This window comes from Pseudomonas azerbaijanorientalis, assembly GCF_019139795.1.
GTDB classification, from domain to species: Bacteria; Pseudomonadota; Gammaproteobacteria; order Pseudomonadales; family Pseudomonadaceae; genus Aquipseudomonas; species Aquipseudomonas laurylsulfatiphila.
Window position 1 is genome coordinate 4,758,196 of sequence record NZ_CP077078.1, and the last position, 17,188, is coordinate 4,775,383.

Genomic DNA, 17,188 nt, shown 5'->3' on the forward strand with positions numbered 1-17,188 from the left:
TCGCTCCTACATGGGATTCTGTGTTTGTTTGAGGATTTTCCGTGCGTTCATTGTTCTGGCGTATCCTGGCCAGCTTCTGGCTGGCCATCGCTCTGGTTGCAGGGCTTTCCATCCTGCTCGGGCACATGCTCAACCAGGATGCATGGATTCTCAGCCGCCACCCGGGCCTCAACACGCTGGCCGAACAGTGGACGCAGACCTACGAAAGTCAGGGCGAAGACGCCGCCCAGGACATTCTCCAGCAACGCAAACGCCAGTATCACATCGACGTTCAGGTGCTTAACGAAAGCGGCGATCCGGTGGTGCGCGGCACCTTCCCCAGACGTGCGGCGGCCTTTGAGGCGCGCCAGAACAATGATGACCGGCGCCTGCCATGGCGACGTCTGACCGATGAGTTCACCAGTGAAAAAACCGGTGACACCTTCCTGTTCATCTATCGCATTCCACACCCGGAACTGAACGCCTGGCACCGCGAGAGCCTGCTCTGGCCGCTCAGTGCCCTGGGAATCGCCCTGGTGGTGCTGACCCTGTTCAGCCTGCTGGTGACCTTTTCCATCACTCGCCCGCTCAGCCGTCTGCGCGGAGCGGTGCATGACCTGGGACAAACCACGTATCAACAGAACAGCCTGGTCAAGCTGGCCAACCGTCGCGATGAGTTTGGCGTCCTGGCCAATGACTTCAACCGCATGGGTGCGCGCCTGCAGAGTCTGATTGGCAGCCAGCGGCAACTGTTGCGCGATGTCTCCCACGAACTGCGCTCGCCTCTGGCCCGTCTGCGTATCGCGCTGGCGCTCGCCGAACGGGCCGGCCCACAGGAACGGGAACAGCTATGGCCGCGCCTGACCCGGGAATGTGACCGACTGGAAGCGCTGATCAGCGAAATCCTGGTACTGGCGCGGGTCGACTCCGATAACGCCAGTGCCGAAGAGGTGGACCTGAATGCCTTGCTCAACACCTTGCAGAAGGATGCTCAACTCGGTTCACCCGAGCAACTCGTACACCTCGAAGCCGAGTCGCAACTGAATCTGAAGGGCTGGCCGACCATGATCGAACGGGCCGTGGACAATTTGCTGCGCAACGCCCAGCGTTTCAATCCGGTGGGTGGCCTGCCGATCGAAATGCAGGCACTGCGTCAGGGCGAGCGGATCGTCGTGACCGTGCGCGATCACGGGCCTGGGGTCAGTGCCGAATATTTGAGCCAGCTCGGTGAGCCGTTCTATCGTGCACCGGGGCAGACCGCAGCCGGACACGGCCTGGGCCTGGCGATCGCACGGCGAGCGGCGGAGCGCCATGGCGGCTGCCTGGTACTGGCCAATCACCCTGAAGGCGGGTTCATTGCCAGCCTGGAATTGCCGTTGGTGCCGGGGGCTGTTGTCCAGCCCTGAAATCTGTGGGAGCGGGCTTGCTCGCGAAGGCGTCGCCCCTTCCAACATTGTGGTGGCTGACACTCCGCTATCGCGAGCAAGCTCGCTCCCACAGGGTTTGCGGTGTCAGACCTTCCCGGACCAGGCGCTGACAAACTCGGCCAGGTCGACCTTCTCGGCCACCCGCGGTTCTTTCTGCGGAGTGCCCAGGTACAGGAAAGCAATCACCTCTTCCCCCTCCGCCAAGCCCAAACCCTTGGCCACATGCGGCGAGTACGCCAGGTCACCGGTACGCCACACCGCGCCAATGCCCTGCGCATAGGCCGCCAGCAAGATCCCGTGGGCCGCACAGCCCGCCGCCAGCAACTGCTCGGACTTCGGATACTTGACGTGATCCTGCAACCGCGCAATCACCACCACTACCAACGGCGCCCGCAGCGGATTATTGCGCGCCTTGTCGATGGCCGCTTCGCTGACTTCGCCGTCCTGCAATTTCGCCGCTTCGACCAGCAACTCGCCCATTTGCTCGCGTGCCGCGCCTTCCACCGTCAGGAAGCGCCAAGGCTGCAAGTGACCGTGATCCGGAGCGCGCATGGCGGCACTGAACAGCACCTCGCGCTGCTCGGCAGTGGGTGCAGGGTCAATCAGTCGCGGAACGGAAACACGGTTGAGCAAAGCGTCGAGAGCCTGCATCGGCCACCTCCTGAAAAATTTGTGCGGCTATTCTAGCTGTAACTGCCGCAGCAGTGCCGGTTTACATGCCCTGCCTCACAGGTAGAATGGCGCCCTTTCCTCTATCAGCCGAGCGGACCTCATGGCGTTGCCGACCTTACGGATCATTGGTTTCATCATCGGCATCTTCCTGATCACGCTGGCGATCTCCATGGTCATCCCCATGGCCACGCTGGTCATTTTCGACCGCACCAGCGATCTGCCGTCGTTCCTCTGGGCCAGCATGATCACCTTTGTCGCCGGTTTGGCGCTTGTGATTCCGGGGCGCCCCGAGCACGTGCACCTGCGCCCCCGAGACATGTACCTGCTGACCGTCAGCAGTTGGCTGGTGGTGTGCATCTTCGCCGCGCTGCCGTTCCTGCTGACCCAAAACATCAGCTACACCGACTCGTTCTTCGAAAGCATGTCCGGCATCACCGCCACTGGCGCAACCGTACTCAGCGGCCTGGACACCATGTCCCCCGGCATCCTGATGTGGCGCTCGTTGCTGCACTGGCTCGGCGGCATCGGCTTCATCGGCATGGCGGTGGCGATTCTGCCGCTGCTGCGCATCGGCGGCATGCGGCTGTTCCAGACCGAATCGTCGGACCGCTCGGAAAAAGTCATGCCCCGCTCGCACATGGTGGCGCGCCTGATCGTGGCAACCTACGTCGGCATTACCATTGTCGGCAGCCTGGCGTTCTGGTGGGCCGGGATGAGCCTGTTCGACGCGATCAACCACGCCATGTCGGCGATTTCCACCGGCGGTTTCTCTACCTCCGACCAGTCTTTGGCCAAGTGGCCGGAGCCTGCGGTGCATTGGGTCGCGATCGTCGTCATGATTCTCGGTGCCCTGCCGTTCACCCTGTATGTCACCACGTTGCGCGGCAACCGTCGGGCGCTGATCAAGGATGAACAGGTTCAAGGCCTGCTCGGCATGCTGCTGGTGACCTGGCTGGTACTCGGCACCTGGTATTGGTGGACGACCCAGCTGCATTGGCTGGAGGCGCTGCGGCATGTGGCGCTGAACGTGACGTCGGTAGTGACCACCACCGGTTTTGCACTGGGGGACTACAGCCTCTGGGGCAATTTCTCGCTGATGCTGTTTTTCTATCTGGGGTTTGTCGGCGGTTGTTCCGGCTCGACCGCGGGCGGTATCAAGATTTTCCGCTTCCAGGTGGCCTATATCCTGCTCAAGGCCAACCTTAACCAGCTGATTCATCCGCGCGCGGTGATCAAGCAGAAGTACAACGGTCACCGCCTCGACGAAGAAATCGTGCGTTCGATCCTGACCTTTTCGTTCTTCTTTGCGATCACCATCTGCGTGATTGCGCTGCTGCTTTCGCTGCTCGGCGTGGACTGGATGACCGCCCTCACCGGCGCGGCCAGTACCGTGTCCGGTGTCGGCCCGGGGCTCGGTGAGACCATCGGCCCGGCAGGTAACTTCGCGACCCTGCCCGATGCCGCCAAGTGGATTCTGTCGTTCGGCATGCTGCTCGGCCGACTGGAGATCATCACGGTGTTTGTGCTGTGTATTCCGGCATTTTGGCGTCATTGACCGCTTCAGGTGCCTGCATCAACCGCATCCGGTACTCGCCGGGTGTGGCATCGAACCAGCGGCGGAAAGCGCGGAAGAAGTTGCTCGGATCGGCGAACCCCAGCAAGTAGGCGATTTCCAGCAAGGTCATGTTCGGTTGAGCCAGGTACTGCTCGGCCAGTTCGCGCCGGGTATCGTCCAGCAGCGCCTGAAAACTCGTGCCCTCTTCCTGCAAGCGCCGTTGCAAGGTGCGCTGGGAAAGATGCAGTGTCTGCGCCACGGCGTCGCGCTTGGGCTCGCCCTGGGGCAACAGGCGGCACAACACCTGCCGCGCCTTGTGCGTCACGCGGCTTTCGGAAAAGCGCGCCAGGTACTCACCGGCAAAGCGGTCATGCAGCAACGCCATGGCTTCGTTGGCCGTCGGCAAGGGCGCTTCCATGTCCGAACGCTCGAAAATCAGCGCATCGTAAGGCGCGTTGAACACCAGCGGTGCATGGAAGGCTTGTTTATAGGGTTCCGGATTGGCCGGCTCAGCGCCTTGCAGCAACACTTTGCGTGGTTGCAACGTTCGCCCGGTCAACCAGCTGCACAGCGCCAGGGCGCAGGCCAGTGAAGCTTCGGCACTCTGCCGGGTCGGTGGCAGATGGTCGCCATGCACCGTCAGAATCAGCGCATAGCCTTCGTCCAGCAATTGGAAACTCAAGTCGGCACTTTCGGCGATGATCCGCTGATAGCGCACCAGACGCTGAAAACCTTCGGCCAGTGTCTGGCTGGACATCAAGGCGTAACCGGTCACATGGAACTGCGCCGGTCGCACCAACTTGCCCATGTTCAGGCCGATGGCCGGGTTGCCGGACAGTTCGACCGCGCGTTGCCAAAGCCGTGTCATGGAATCTTGCGGGAAGCGTGCATCCGGATCATCCAGTGCCGCGTAGTCGAGCCCCAGCTGTTTGAACAGAACCCGGCAATCCAGGCCGTCCATCTCCAGCGCTTTGACAATCCCCATCGCCCAGCTTGCAGAAGTCGTTCGTTCGCTCATGGCGTTTTCTTACATGGTGAGCCGCATGCGACGGCTATTGACCGAAGGATACTAAAGTGGCGCCTATTGTCACTGGCTGATGCCATTGATCACTCTAGACTCAAATAAGCTACCCGCAGAACAACTTGCAGCCAGAACAATAACCACAGAGATCGCAGTCGTGGAAAACATCAAACGATTCAACAGTTTCGCTGAGTTCTACCCGTATTACCTCAGCGAACACAGCAACAGTACCTGCCGCCGTCTGCATTTTATCGGCACGACGCTGGTAATCTTGATACTGGCGCTGACCATCGGTCGCGGAGCCTGGATGCTGTTGTGGGCCCTGCCTGTGGCGGGTTACAGCTTTGCCTGGGTCGGTCACTTCTTCTTCGAGAAGAACCGCCCGGCAACGTTCCAACACCCCTTCTACAGCCTGCTCGGCGATTTTGTCATGTACCGGGACATGGTGCTGGGGCGCGTTCCGTTCTAGAGAACATCCGTCACAAGAGAGTTGCCTATGAATGCCAATGCCCGCTTCACCCACATGAAGGACGGCACGCAGGAAGACTGGGCGATCATCGCCGCAGACTTCAGTGCCTACGCGCGACAATTGCCGACAAGGATTGTGGCGCACCTGAAGTTACTGGAGGGGGATTTTGGCGGGTTCCCGGTGGATCGCCTGACCCATTCCCTGCAAACCGCCACCCGCGCCTTTCGCGATGGTCGCGACGAAGAATACGTGGTCTGCGCCCTGCTCCATGACATCGGCGATACCCTGGGCTCCTACAACCACCCGGACATCGCCGCAGCGATCCTCAAGCCGTTCGTCAGTGCCGAGAACCTGTGGATGGTGGAAAAGCACGGGATTTTCCAGGGCTACTACTTCTTTCATCACCTGGGCATGGATCGGCATCTGCGTGAGCAGTTCCAGGACCATCCGCAGTACCAGGCGACCGTAGAGTTCTGTGCCAAATACGATGCGGCGGCGTTTGATCCGGCGTATGACACGCTGCCATTGAGCTTCTTCGAGCCGATGATGGAGCGGTTGTTTGCGCACCCCAGGAACTCGATCTACAAGGCGGCGATGGAAGAGCACTCGCCGGCCTGATGACCTATGGCGACCATTGTGGCGAGGGGGCTTGCCCCCGTTCGGTGGCGAAGCCGCCGTGAACCTATGAGTGCGATCTATCTGGCGTTCTGCGGTGAATGGCTTTAGGGCTGCTGCGCAGCCCAACGGGGGCAAGCCCCCTCGCCACAAAAATCAAATCAATCAGGCCAACTCGGCAACTTTCGTCGCCTTCATCTGCGCCTCCCGCGCCTGGGCATCCGCCAGCCGATACAGCTCGATCGAACCATCCCAATGCTCGATCAGCGCCGTACACGACTCCACCCAGTCACCGCAATTGAGATAATCCACCTCACCCACCTTGCGAATCTCTGCATGGTGAATGTGCCCGCACACCACGCCGTGCAGCTCGCGCTTGACACATTCATGGGCGATGGCTTCCTCGAAGTCGCTGATGAAGCTGACCGCGGTTTTCACCTTGTGCTTGAGGTAGGCCGACAGCGACCAGTAGCCGTAGCCATATCGCGCGCGCCAATGATTGAGCCAGCGGTTGAGGGTCAGTGTGAATTCGTAGGCCGAATCGCCGAGAAAGGCCAGCCAGCGATGATACCGGGTGATCACATCGAACTGGTCGCCATGGATCACCAGCAGATGCCGGCCGTCGGCGGTGACGTGTACCGCTTCGTCCACCAACTGGATATTGCCCAGAATCAGTTTCGAATAGCGGCGCAGGAACTCATCGTGATTGCCGGTGACGTAGATCACCTCGGTGCCACGTTTGCTCATGGTCAACAGGCGACGGATCACGTTGGTGTGCGCCTGCGGCCAATACATGCCGCCGCGCAGTTTCCAGCCATCGATGATGTCGCCGACCAGGTAGATTCTGTCCGCGTGGTAGCCCTTGAGAAACTGCGACAGGTGTTCAGCCTGGCAATCCCGAGTGCCCAAATGCACGTCGGAAATCCATAGCGTCCGTACGCGTTGCTTACGGGTGGGTTTGGCGAGCTCGGCGCTGGTCATGGGCAACCCTCTGGCAAGTTTTGCCAAGTCTGCCGCGGCCCAGTTAATGGTCCATGACAGCGTCAAGTCAGTCCTGTGACAACGCTTGTTGGCCGGCTCGGTGTAGACTGACGCCCTGAACCGGGAGACCCGCGATGAGACCGATCCTCACGCTGCGCCAATACAGCCACGACCTGATCGTCCACAGCCATGAACACGCGCAATTGGTGTTCGGGCTTTCGGGCGCCCTGGATTTCGAGGTTGACGGCCGTGGCAGCCAGGTGGTCCAGCAGAGTTTCGTTGTGGTGCCCTCCGGCGCGCATCACGCGTGTGGCAGCGCCAATGGCAGCCGCTGCCTGGTGCTGGATGTGCCCGGCGAACAATGGGTTTCGCAGTCGTTGGGCGATCACGCCGAGTCCAGCCGACGATTGCTCGACAACGCCGGCCGCCTGCCTCTGGACGCCGGGCAAAGCCAATTGGTCAGCTGGCTGGCGAACAGTCCGGTCGAGGATCCGCTGATCGCACAACAAGGTGCGGTGCTGTTGCTGGCCAGCCTGAACAACGCCAGGCCCGACACCGTCGGCGGTCGGCGCCTGCCCTACGCTGCGCTGAATGCACACATCGATCAGTACGCGGCGTACCCGCTGCAGGTGGCCGACCTGGCCCGGGTGGCCGGCCTCTCCAGTGCCCGTTTGCATGCACGGTTCGTGGCTGAATGCGGGCAGACGCCGATGGACTACATCCGCAGCCGACGCCTGCATATCGCTGTGGGCTTGCTGCGCAACTCGGCGCTGCCCATCGGCGAGATTGCCAGCCGCGTCGGCTACAGCTCCCAGAGTGCCTTCGCGGCGGCGGTGCTGCGCGAGTTCGGGGCATCGCCCGGAAAACTGCGGCGCGAGGCTGGCGACAAAAAACGCTAGTCTGCCGACAGACTTGACGGGCCATTACGCGCTTCAATGAGGCCTCTGTTCGTTTGTCATCAAGGATTGCAATGACTCCCCGTACCGCACTTGGCGCCTTGCATATCGGCGCATTGATGTTCGGCTTGACCGGCGTGTTCGGCAAACTGGCTGCCGCATCACCGGCGATCATCGTGTTCGGCCGTGCCGCTTTTGCCGTGCTCGCACTGGCGTTTTTTGCACGGTTCGCCAGTCAGACGCGCTGGCAGAAACTCGAGGCCGTGGACTGGCGTCGGCTGCTGCTCGGTGGCTTGTTGCTCGCCGGGCACTGGGTGAGTTTCTTCATTGCAGTGAAAGTCGCAGGCGTGGCGATTGCAACGCTCGGCTTCGCCAGTTTCCCGGCCTTTACCGTGATCCTCGAAGGGTTGATCTTCCGCGAGCGCATTCGCGCCAATGAGATTGTGCTGGTGCTGCTGGTGAGTGTCGGGCTGGTGCTGGTCACACCCGATTTTGACCTGGCCAGCGGCGCCACCACCGGCTTGCTGTGGGCCGTGGGTTCCGGGTTGTTGTTCGCCCTGCTGTCGCTGACCAACCGTGCCGGCTCCGGGCGCGTCCCGCCCGTGCAGGCCGCGCTGTGCCAGAACGTGGTGGTTGCCCTGTGCCTGCTGCCGGTGGCGGCGCCTCAATTGAGCGAAGTACGCGCCATCGACTGGCTGTGGATCGGCCTGCTCGGGGTGTTTTGTACCGGTGTCGCCCACAGTTTGTTTGTCGCCAGCCTGGCGGTGATCAAGGCACGCACCGCCGCCGTGGTGTTCGCCCTGGAGCCGGTCTACGGCATCACCGTCGCCTGGCTGCTGTTCAACGAAAACCCGACCCTGCGCATGTTGCTGGGAGGTGCGTTGATCATTGTGGCAATAGTGGTATCCAGCAGGCTCTCAAGCAGTTCGAGCAAGAAAGCCATTATCGCCGAGGCTGCGTCTCACTGAGTGCGGTCGTTGTGTCCAAGGTCGCGGTCCGGGTCGATCTGGTCGCGGACCCGCTGCTTGAGCACTTTGGCTTCAGGGAAGCCACCGTCCGCCTTGCGCTCCCAGATCTGCACGGCGTCACAGAAAATATGAAAGACCCCACCGGTGCCCGGCACCAGGGAGACTTTGCCCAGGTCGTCACCAAAGGTGCTGAGCAGTTCCTGGGCCAGCCAGGCCGCACGCAACAGCCACTGGCATTGCGTGCAATAGGTGATGACGATTTCCGGTTTGTGGGCAGTCATGATGGGAAGCAACTCCAGAGTTTGACGACGCCGCTATGATAGCCCGGCCGGTGACTGTCGAGTCGGCTGATCAGGTTGTGCCTCTAACCCGAACGCAGGCTCGATCATGGCCAGAGCCACCGGCTGCCTAGTCTCGTCCGGGCTGATTACGTCCCAACTCGACGCCATGGACAGCTCCTCCAGGTTGAGCCGGTACTCATCGTCAATGACGGATTCGCCGGGTATCGCCAAACCCGGAGCCGCCACGGCAGCAGCGACCGGGATGGTGTGACGGTTATCGACCCACTCGAGTTCAACATTGGCTGGCACCCCGTCGCGCTGCGCAGTGGGCGATTGCGCGACGGGCGGCCAGATCACTGGCTCGGTAAAAAACTCAGCCGACGGCTCATGTAGCGACGGCAGAGCCTCTGAATCCGTGGCCTGATGCTGCTGGCGCCGACGACGTACAAACCAGCCCAGCGCCAGCAACCCCATCAACGCCGACACACCGGCAATCTGCAACCAGCCAACCCTGGGGGGGTCAGCAATGGCGGGGGCCGGTGCCGCGGCATCAGAAACCATGGGTTGCGCCTTTACCTTCTTGAGTTCAGCCAGTTGGGTTTGCAGTTCGGCCAACTGCTGTTTCTGGCCGTCGATCAGCTCATACTGGCTTTGCAGCTTCGCATTGAGTTCATCGACTGTGGATTGAAGCTGGTGGTTCTGCAGGGTGCTGGCAGCCAGTAGTTCGACAGCGGGATCAACCATGGAGACGTCAGTTGCTGGCGTCGTCCTTGCCACGGGTGGCGGCGTTTCGACCGGTTGAACCTTGGGGAATGCAGACGCCAGGGAACGGGAAACCGGCTCATCGGTGGCGGCAACAATGCCTGGCGACCCCGGTGGATCGATCAGCACCGTGTACTCGCGCAATAACCGGGCGCCGGGCTGATTGAGCTGCACGAGGAAATTCAGGAAGGGTTCACTGACCGGTTTGCTGGATGTCACCTGGATCACGCTGCGCTTGCCGCGCAGGACCGGAGTGAATGTCAGATTGTCGAGGAAAAAGACCCGGTCGACCCCGGCACGGCTGAACTCGTCTGCCGATGCCAGGCTCACCGACAGCTCGCCCTCCTCCAGGCCAGCCGCATCCACCAGGGCGATATCGGCACGCAGCGGTTGATTCAGCGCCGAATGCAGGGTGATTTCACCCAGGCCCTGCGCCGGTGCCCATGCCGAGTAAGTGACCGCCGCCCCAGCCAGCAACCCCTGTGAACAACCGCGCAAAACCAACCGCCAACACTTGAGCATGAGCATCCTTGAGATCTACAAAAATTACCCGTACGCGTTCGTACATCCGTTACGAACACGATATCGCCGAGTAGTTCTTATAGTCTGCGCAATGCGGTCTCTCAAAAGCCTGGCAGTCGGTTATGCCTCAGGATTTTTCAAGGTTGCCCAGGATATGGCCGTGAACCCGCATGCACACCTTCAAATCCGCCTCATCGACGCCTTCGAACAGTTCGTGACGCAGTTGCGTGGCAATGGTTTCAATTTGTTCGATCAGGGGAAGCGCCGGGGCGCAGAGCACGATTTTCTTCGCCCGACGGTCTTCCAGCACAGCCTGGCGTTGCACCAGCCCCTGGCTTTCCAGACTGTCGAGCAAACGGGCCAGGGTCGGGCCTTCGACGCCAACGCTTTGTGCCAGCTCCCGCTGGGTCGGAGCTTCTTCGAAACGGGCCAGGTGCAGCAGCACCAGCCAGCGCGCCTGGGACAAGCCCATGCCCGCCAGACGGCGGTCCAGTTCGGCACGCCAGCCACGGGACATCTGGGCCAATTGCATGCCAAAGCGGTGTTGATCGGTTAACGGCATAAAACACTCATGATTAGACTGAAATAAATAAAAACTAATTATTAGTCAGCTAAGCATGAGCCTCGATCCGAGGCAAGGCTTGATCTGTACTGAATCGTTACATCAGCACTACGGATGTCTCAAATCTCGAATTCCGACTGCAAGGCAGCGCGAACACAATACAAAACCCCTTCCGGTACCCGGCCCGCGAACAGCGCGGCGATCTCGGAAACCGGCGGCAATTCGCCTTCGCCGTCGAGGAAGGCGTCCTGGACTTCACCCATCAGGTCTTCAGGCAGATCCAGCGCCTGCTCCAGCGACAACTGCTGCTTGCCGATCGCTTCGGCCAGCATGGTGTAGACGTTCTTTTCCGAGCACTGCAACTGACCGGCGATCTGCACCGGTGTCATCCCGGCCCGCGCCAGCGTGATCAATTCGTGACGTACGTCGGCCACCACTTTCGGCGCCTCGACCTGGCCGCCGAGTACTTCGAGGAAGGCCTCGCCATAGCGCTCCAGCTTGCGCGCGCCGACGCCGCTGACCGTGGCCATTTGCGCCAGCGAGGTCGGCTGGCTGCGCAGCATTTCCAGCAAGGTCGAGTCGGGGAAGATGACATACGGCGGCACGCCATGTTCTTCGGCGAGCTTGCGCCGCAGGGCGCGCAAGGCTTCCCACTGTTCGCGCTCCTCGCCCCGCACCAGCTGGCTCGCCTGGCTCTTGCTGCTTTTCGCCACGGTTTGCGCCTTGAGATCGCGGCGCAACTCCAGGGTCACCTCGCCTTTGAGCAGCGGCCGGCAACTGTCGCTCAGGCGCAGGCCACCGTAGCCTTCGAGGTCGATGTCGGCCAGACCACGGGCCACCAGTTGGCGGAACAACGAGCGCCACTCGCCCTCTGTCATCGCCTTGCCAACACCAAACACCGAAAGATGCTGATGGCCGAAGTTTCGGACCTTTTCGTTGTCCTTGCCCAGCAATACATCCACCAGGTGTCCGACACCGTAGCGTTGACCGGTGCGGTAGATCGCCGACAGCGCCTGACGCGCCGGCTCGGTGGCATCCCAGGTCTGCACGCCGTCGACACAGTTGTCGCAATGACCGCAAGGCTGGGGCATGTCCTCGTCGAAGTAGGCCAGCAGCGTTTGCCGACGGCAGCGGGTTTCTTCACACAGGGAAAGCATGGCGTCGAGCTTGTGCTGCTCCAGGCGTTTGTGGCGCTCGTCGCCTTCGGAGTTCTGCAGCATCTGCTTGAGCATCACCACGTCCTGCAGGCCGTAGGCCATCCAGGCGTCTGCCGGCAGGCCGTCACGGCCACCACGACCGGTTTCCTGGTAGTAGGCCTCCAGGGATTTCGGCAAATCGAGGTGCGCGACAAAACGCACGTTGGGCTTGTCGATGCCCATGCCGAACGCCACGGTGGCAACCATGATCAGGCCTTCTTCATTGAGGAAGCGCTTCTGATGGTAAGCCCGCAAATCGTTGGGCAGACCGGCGTGGTACGGCAGCGCCGGGAAGCCCTGCTCGCTGAGGAACGCGGCGACTTCCTCGACTTTCTTGCGCGACAGGCAATACACGATACCGGCATCGCTGCGGCGTTCGGCGAGGAACGCCAGCAACTGCTTGCGCGGCTGTTCCTTGGGCACGATGCGATAAAAGATGTTCGGTCGGTCGAAGCTCGACAGGAAGCGCTCGGCGTCTTGCAGGTGCAGCCGGGTGACGATTTCTTCCCGGGTGCGCTTGTCGGCCGTGGCGGTCAGGGCGATGCGCGGCACGTCGGGGAACATTTCCGCCAACTGGCCCAGTTGAAGGTATTCCGGACGGAAGTCATGCCCCCATTGCGATACGCAGTGGGCTTCGTCGATGGCGAACAGGGAAATGTTCAGTCCCTGCAGAAATGACAGCATGCGCGGCTGGACCAGACGCTCCGGAGCCAGATAGAGCATTTTCACTTCACCGCGGCGGATGCGGGCGGCGAGGTCGCGCTGCTGCTCGGCGCTGAGGGTGGAGTTCAACGCGGCGGCGGCCACGCCCAGCTCTTCGAGGGTGGCGACCTGATCGTCCATCAGGGCGATCAGCGGCGAGACCACCACGGCCAGGCCTTCGCGCAGCAGCGCCGGGACCTGGAAGCACAGGGATTTGCCGCCACCGGTAGGCATCAGGACCAGGGCATCGCCACCGCTGGCCACGCGCTCAATGATTGCACCCTGGCGGCCACGGAAACTGTCGTAGCCGAAGATGTCCTTGAGGACGCGTTGAGCCTGTTCGAGCATAAAAACTCCAAAAATCACCGAAACATCCCTGCAAGGCTGGTTCAGAACCTGCGACGCTGCACCGACAAATCGTAAGTGCGCATTGCATGACGCTTCACATTTCAGCCGTGAAGCCAGCAGGGCATCACAAAACGCGCGAGTATACCCGAGCCCCGTCCGGCAAAGGGCACCGCTGATAAGACTCACACAATCGGACTGTGGGAGCGGGCTTGGTCCGGGCGGCGTTCCGACGAAGAGGGAGTGTCGGTCAACATTAATGCAGCCTGGCACACCGCCTTCGCGAGCAAGCCCGCTCCCACAAAGGTGCAAATATGCCGTGCGGCTGGCCCAAGCGCTCAAGAAGGCCTAGAATTCCCGCATCGAACATTCCCCAAGGTAGTCCTTTAATGTCCTTCGCTGAGCAACTAACCCGCCTGCAAGTCTTCCTCGACGCTGATGAACTGCATGACGAGGCGCTGGACTACGTGGCCGCCCACGGCTACCTCACTGCGCTGTCGATCTGTTCCGAAGTGGTCCCGGACCGTGAATGGATCGACGCACTGTTCGCCGAAGAGCCGCATTACAGTGGCGAAGCCCAGCGCGAAGAGATCGAAGCCACGCTGATCGGCCTCAAGGCCCACATCGCCCGTCAACTGGCCTCCGACGAGGAGTTCGAGTTGCCGTGCGACCTGGACCTGGGCGACGACCCGGACGATTCCGAACTGCGCGGCTGGTGCATCGGTTTCATGGAGGGCGTGTTCCTGCGCGAAGAAGCCTGGTTTGAAACCGCCGAAGACGAAGTCAGCGAAATGCTGCTGCCGATCATGGTCGGTTCGGGCCTGTTCGACGAGCAACCGGAATTCTCCGACATTGCCGCCGACGCCAACCTGATGGACGACATGATCGTGCAGATCCCGGAAGCCCTGACTGCGCTGTACCTGCTGTGCAACGCACCAGACGAAAAACCGGCGATTCTCAAACCCCGTCACCACTAAGGTTTTGCCTATGGACAACCCCATAGGCAACCGCCCCCTGATGTTGCGCTACGTGCTGCTGGCCATCGGCTGGCTGAGCGTAGCGTTGGGGGTCATCGGGATTTTCCTGCCGGTATTGCCCACCACCCCCTTCCTGCTGTTGGCGGCCGCCTGCTTTGCCCGCAGTTCGCCGCGCTTCTATCAATGGCTGGTTAAACATCCGCGGCTTGGTCCGTGGATTCGCGATTACCTCGACGGCAACGGCATTCCGCTCAAGAGCAAGGTCTACGCCATCGGCCTGATGTGGGCGAGCATCCTGTTGTCCTGTTATCTGGTGCCGCTGCCTTGGGCACGGGGGTTCATGCTGACCAGTGCGGTGCTGGTGACGATCTACATCCTCAGGCAAAAAACCCTGCGCAAATCCTGAAGTCTCCTGGGACCACAAAAAGCTCAGTGAGCGGCCTTCGCCCGACGACCTGCCCTCCCCCTGCAAAATCTCCACCTAAACTCCACGAACCTACACTCGAGCAGCCAGACATGGCCCGCAGTCTGCGTAGTCCAGGATGGCCAGCGCTCCGACTTCGGCTCGGCGGCGGGTTGCTGCTGGCCGGTTTGCTACTGACCGTTTTCAACGGCGTCCGGGCCGACTGGGATTTTGCGCAGATCCTGCAAACCGTGGAAAAACGCTACGGCCCGCCGGGACCGGCACGAAACCGGATCGAGGCGTGGAGTCAGATGCTGCAAAGTGCACGCGGTGCGCCCGAACGTGAGCAGCTCAACGCGGTGAACCGCTTCTTCAATCAGCAGTTGAATTTCCAGGACGACACGCGCATCTGGCAACAGACCGATTACTGGGCCACGCCCGTCGAAGCCCTGATCAAGGGTGCCGCCGATTGCGAGGACTACGCGCTGGCGAAGTATTTCAGCCTGCGCCGACTAGGTTTTCCCAGCGAAAAACTGCGCATCACCTACGTCAAGGCCCTGAGCCAGAACCAGGCGCACATGGTGCTGACGTTCTACAGCGCCCCCACGGCCGATCCACTGGTGCTGGACAACCTGATCGGCGATATCCGCCCCGCCTCCCAACGCAAAGACTTGCTGCCGGTGTACGCCTTCAATGCCGAAGGCCTGTACCTGCCGGGCAAGAACGGCAGCCAACGCAGCAGCGACTCGAAAAAACTGTCGCGCTGGCAGGACGTGTTGAAAAAAATGCAGAGTGAAGGGTTCGACATCGGCGACGGCTAACCGCCATGGCAAGGAGCGAGATATGACACTGCGTAAACAGTTGTTCCTGGCCATCTGCCTGTTCCTGCTGGTGGCGTTCAGCGGCAGTTTTTTTGCCAGTCTGGAAAGCTCCCGCGAGCAAACGCTCAGTCAGCTGCGCGCCCACGCCCAGGACGCGGCCACCGCGCTGGGGCTGTCGCTGACGGCACAGGTCGATGACCCGGCAATGATGGAGCTGATGGTCAGTTCGATTTTTGACAGCGGCTATTTCAGCAGCATTCGCGTGATCAGGCTCAAGGATCAGCAAACCCTGGTGGAGCGCAGCACACCGACAAAAATCGACGGTGTGCCTGACTGGTTCGTCAACCTGGTCAACCTGCGCCCGGAGGGTGGCGACGCCTTGGTCATGCGCGGCTGGGAACAGCTGGCACGGGTCGAAGTACTGAGCAATCCGCAATTCGCCCTGGCCAAACTCTGGGACAGCACCCTAGGCAGCCTGATCTGGTTGCTGTTATGCGGGCTGTTCAGTGCGGTGATTGGAGGATGGATGTTGCGCAGGCAGTTCCGCCCGCTCGACAGCATGGTCCGACAAGCCGAAGCCATCAGTAAACGCGAGTTTCTCAGCCTGCCCAACCTGCCACGCACACCGGAGCTGAAACGGGTAGTGCTGGCGATGAACCAGATGGTCGAAAAGCTCAAGGCGCTATTTGTCGAAGAAGCTGCGCGCAGCGAAAAACTGCGGGCCGAATCCTATCTGGACAGCCTTACAGGCTTGGCCAACCGGCGCCTGCTCGACGAACAACTGGCCCACCACTTGAGAGTGTGCGAACAGAGCCGCGATGGCCACCTGCTGATGTTGCGGATCAACGACCTGAACGGGCTCAACCAGCGACTGGGCGGCCAACGAACGGACGCACTGATCAGCGCCGCAGGTGAACTGCTCAGGCGCCTGACCCAATTGCCGGAGCGTCGCACCTGGCTGGCGGCGCGCAATCGCGGTGGCGAATTCAGCCTGCTGACACCGGGTCTGGACGCCGAAAGCGCCGTGCGCCTGGCCGCCGATGTCAGCGTCAGCCTGGAGAACCTGCGCCTGACCGGCGCCAGCGATTGCATGCCCGTCGCCCACCTGGGCGTTGTCGCCTATCGCCCCGGAGAGCCGATCGGCAACGTACTGCTGCGCCTTGATCAGGCATTGACTGAATCCCGGCAGCGTCCCGAGCGACCCTGGGTGTATCTGGGCCACCATGACACCGCGCCGAATCACTCCCAGCACGACTGGCGCACCTGGATCGACGACGCCTTGACCGAAGGCAAGATGCAGTTGTACTTCCAGCCCGTCGTGCAATGCGCCGACACCCGCCAGGTACTGCATCACAAAGTGCTCGCACGCCTGCTCGACCCACAGGGCGAAGCAATTGCCGCCGGGCATTTCCTGCCGTGGATCGAGCGTCTCGGCTGGTCGGCACGCTTCGACCTGGCCATGCTCGAAGCCACGCTGGACGACCTGGTGGTCAACCGCAGGCCCTTGGCATTGAGCCTGTACGGGAGCACCCTGCGCGACCCGGTGCAATGGCGAACAATCCTCGACCTGCTCGACTCTCTTCCCGAACTGGCACCGCTGCTGACCCTGGAAATCGACGAGCGCCAGTTGCCCTCCCCTGAAGAACTGCAGCGTTTGAGCCACAGCCTGCTGAACACCGGTTATCGCATCGGCCTGCAACACTTCGGCGGGCGTTTCAGCCAGATCGGCAACCTCACCCAGTTGGGTTTGGCGTACCTGAAAATCGATGGAGCCTACATTCGCAACATCGACGAGCAGCCTGACAAGCGGCTGTTCATCGACGCAATCTTTCGCGCGACCCACAGCATTGATTTGCCGTTGATTGCCGAGATGGTCGAGACGTCAGGGGAGTTGGTGGCCATCAGAGAGCTGGGTGTTTTCGGCGCGATGGGGCGGTTGATCGGGCCGCCGGAGCCAACCTTGCCTGGCCTCCAAGGTAACTTCGACCATTGACCGAAAACCAACTTACAGCTGTCACTTATGAGAGTAGGCAG

The 17,188-nt window shown here is 61.3% G+C and carries 17 protein-coding genes; 10 read left to right on the plus strand and 7 right to left on the minus strand.

Features of this window, described 5'->3' with window-relative positions; genetic code table 11:
• Positions 1–41: 41 nt before the first annotated feature.
• Positions 42–1,385: a sensor histidine kinase gene (locus tag KSS91_RS21225; protein ID WP_015096298.1), complete on the plus strand. Its 1,344-nt coding sequence runs from the start codon at positions 42–44 to the stop codon at positions 1,383–1,385.
• A gap of 105 nt (positions 1,386–1,490) precedes the next feature.
• Here KSS91_RS21225 and KSS91_RS21230 read toward each other — a convergent pair whose 3' ends face one another.
• The gene (locus KSS91_RS21230; RefSeq protein WP_217836022.1) at positions 1,491–2,057 is read right to left on the minus strand and encodes an NAD(P)H nitroreductase; all 567 of its coding nucleotides are present in this window, start codon (positions 2,055–2,057) and stop codon (positions 1,491–1,493) included.
• Between the two features lie 121 nt (positions 2,058–2,178).
• Between KSS91_RS21230 and KSS91_RS21235 the strand changes: the two genes are divergently transcribed.
• A complete protein-coding gene (locus KSS91_RS21235; RefSeq protein WP_015096300.1) occupies positions 2,179–3,633 on the plus strand; it encodes a TrkH family potassium uptake protein in 1,455 nt (484 codons plus the stop codon).
• Here the strand turns inward: KSS91_RS21235 and KSS91_RS21240 are convergent.
• Positions 3,590–4,651, minus strand: coding sequence for an AraC family transcriptional regulator (locus KSS91_RS21240; RefSeq protein WP_217836023.1), 1,062 nt, complete (start codon positions 4,649–4,651; stop codon positions 3,590–3,592). The genes KSS91_RS21235 and KSS91_RS21240 overlap by 44 nt on opposite strands.
• Before the next feature lie 160 nt (positions 4,652–4,811).
• On the opposite strand from KSS91_RS21240, the gene KSS91_RS21245 reads away from it, so the two are divergent.
• Both KSS91_RS21245 and KSS91_RS21250 read left to right on the plus strand, forming a co-directional pair.
• Positions 4,812–5,123, plus strand: a complete 312-nt coding sequence (locus KSS91_RS21245) for an Mpo1-like protein (protein WP_217836024.1) — start codon at positions 4,812–4,814, stop codon at positions 5,121–5,123.
• A gap of 27 nt (positions 5,124–5,150) precedes the next feature.
• A complete protein-coding gene (locus KSS91_RS21250) occupies positions 5,151–5,741 on the plus strand; it encodes an HD domain-containing protein (RefSeq protein WP_126046829.1) in 591 nt (196 codons plus the stop codon).
• A gap of 162 nt (positions 5,742–5,903) precedes the next feature.
• Here KSS91_RS21250 and KSS91_RS21255 read toward each other — a convergent pair whose 3' ends face one another.
• Positions 5,904–6,719: a UDP-2,3-diacylglucosamine diphosphatase gene (locus KSS91_RS21255; RefSeq protein WP_095963815.1), complete on the minus strand. Its 816-nt coding sequence runs from the start codon at positions 6,717–6,719 to the stop codon at positions 5,904–5,906.
• Between the two features lie 134 nt (positions 6,720–6,853).
• Between KSS91_RS21255 and KSS91_RS21260 the strand changes: the two genes are divergently transcribed.
• Positions 6,854–7,618, plus strand: a complete 765-nt coding sequence (locus KSS91_RS21260) for a helix-turn-helix transcriptional regulator (RefSeq protein WP_217836025.1) — start codon at positions 6,854–6,856, stop codon at positions 7,616–7,618.
• Between the two features lie 71 nt (positions 7,619–7,689).
• Entirely contained in the window at positions 7,690–8,583 is an 894-nt protein-coding gene (locus KSS91_RS21265) for a DMT family transporter (RefSeq protein ID WP_217836026.1), read from the plus strand.
• Here KSS91_RS21265 and KSS91_RS21270 read toward each other — a convergent pair.
• The 4 genes from KSS91_RS21270 to recQ form a co-directional block, all read right to left on the minus strand.
• On the minus strand, positions 8,577–8,864 hold the full coding sequence (locus KSS91_RS21270) for an Rdx family protein (RefSeq protein WP_015096307.1): 288 nt from the start codon (positions 8,862–8,864) through the stop codon (positions 8,577–8,579). The genes KSS91_RS21265 and KSS91_RS21270 overlap by 7 nt on opposite strands.
• 33 nt (positions 8,865–8,897) lie before the next feature.
• Positions 8,898–10,148, minus strand: a complete 1,251-nt coding sequence (locus KSS91_RS21275) for a type IV pilus assembly protein FimV (protein WP_217836027.1) — start codon at positions 10,146–10,148, stop codon at positions 8,898–8,900.
• Positions 10,149–10,275: 127 nt separating this feature from the next.
• Positions 10,276–10,710 carry a MarR family transcriptional regulator gene (locus tag KSS91_RS21280; RefSeq protein WP_007975279.1) on the minus strand — a complete coding sequence of 145 codons (435 nt, stop codon included), beginning with the start codon at positions 10,708–10,710 and terminating at the stop codon, positions 10,276–10,278.
• A 119-nt stretch (positions 10,711–10,829) separates the two neighbouring features.
• Complete coding sequence (gene recQ / locus KSS91_RS21285; protein ID WP_217836028.1) at positions 10,830–12,956, minus strand: DNA helicase RecQ; 2,127 nt, start codon at positions 12,954–12,956, stop codon at positions 10,830–10,832.
• 386 nt (positions 12,957–13,342) lie between these two features.
• Between recQ and KSS91_RS21290 the strand changes: the two genes are divergently transcribed.
• The 4 genes from KSS91_RS21290 (at position 13,343) to lapD (ending at position 17,147) form a co-directional block, all read left to right on the plus strand.
• Entirely contained in the window at positions 13,343–13,930 is a 588-nt protein-coding gene (locus KSS91_RS21290) for a UPF0149 family protein (protein WP_007975277.1), read from the plus strand.
• Between the two features lie 10 nt (positions 13,931–13,940).
• The gene (locus KSS91_RS21295; protein ID WP_102673847.1) at positions 13,941–14,336 is read left to right on the plus strand and encodes a YbaN family protein; all 396 of its coding nucleotides are present in this window, start codon (positions 13,941–13,943) and stop codon (positions 14,334–14,336) included.
• 110 nt (positions 14,337–14,446) lie between these two features.
• On the plus strand, positions 14,447–15,154 hold the full coding sequence (gene lapG / locus KSS91_RS21300; protein ID WP_217836029.1) for a cysteine protease LapG: 708 nt from the start codon (positions 14,447–14,449) through the stop codon (positions 15,152–15,154).
• Positions 15,155–15,176: 22 nt separating this feature from the next.
• Complete coding sequence (gene lapD, locus KSS91_RS21305) at positions 15,177–17,147, plus strand: cyclic di-GMP receptor LapD (protein ID WP_217836030.1); 1,971 nt, start codon at positions 15,177–15,179, stop codon at positions 17,145–17,147.
• The last annotated feature ends 41 nt before the right edge of the window (positions 17,148–17,188 follow it).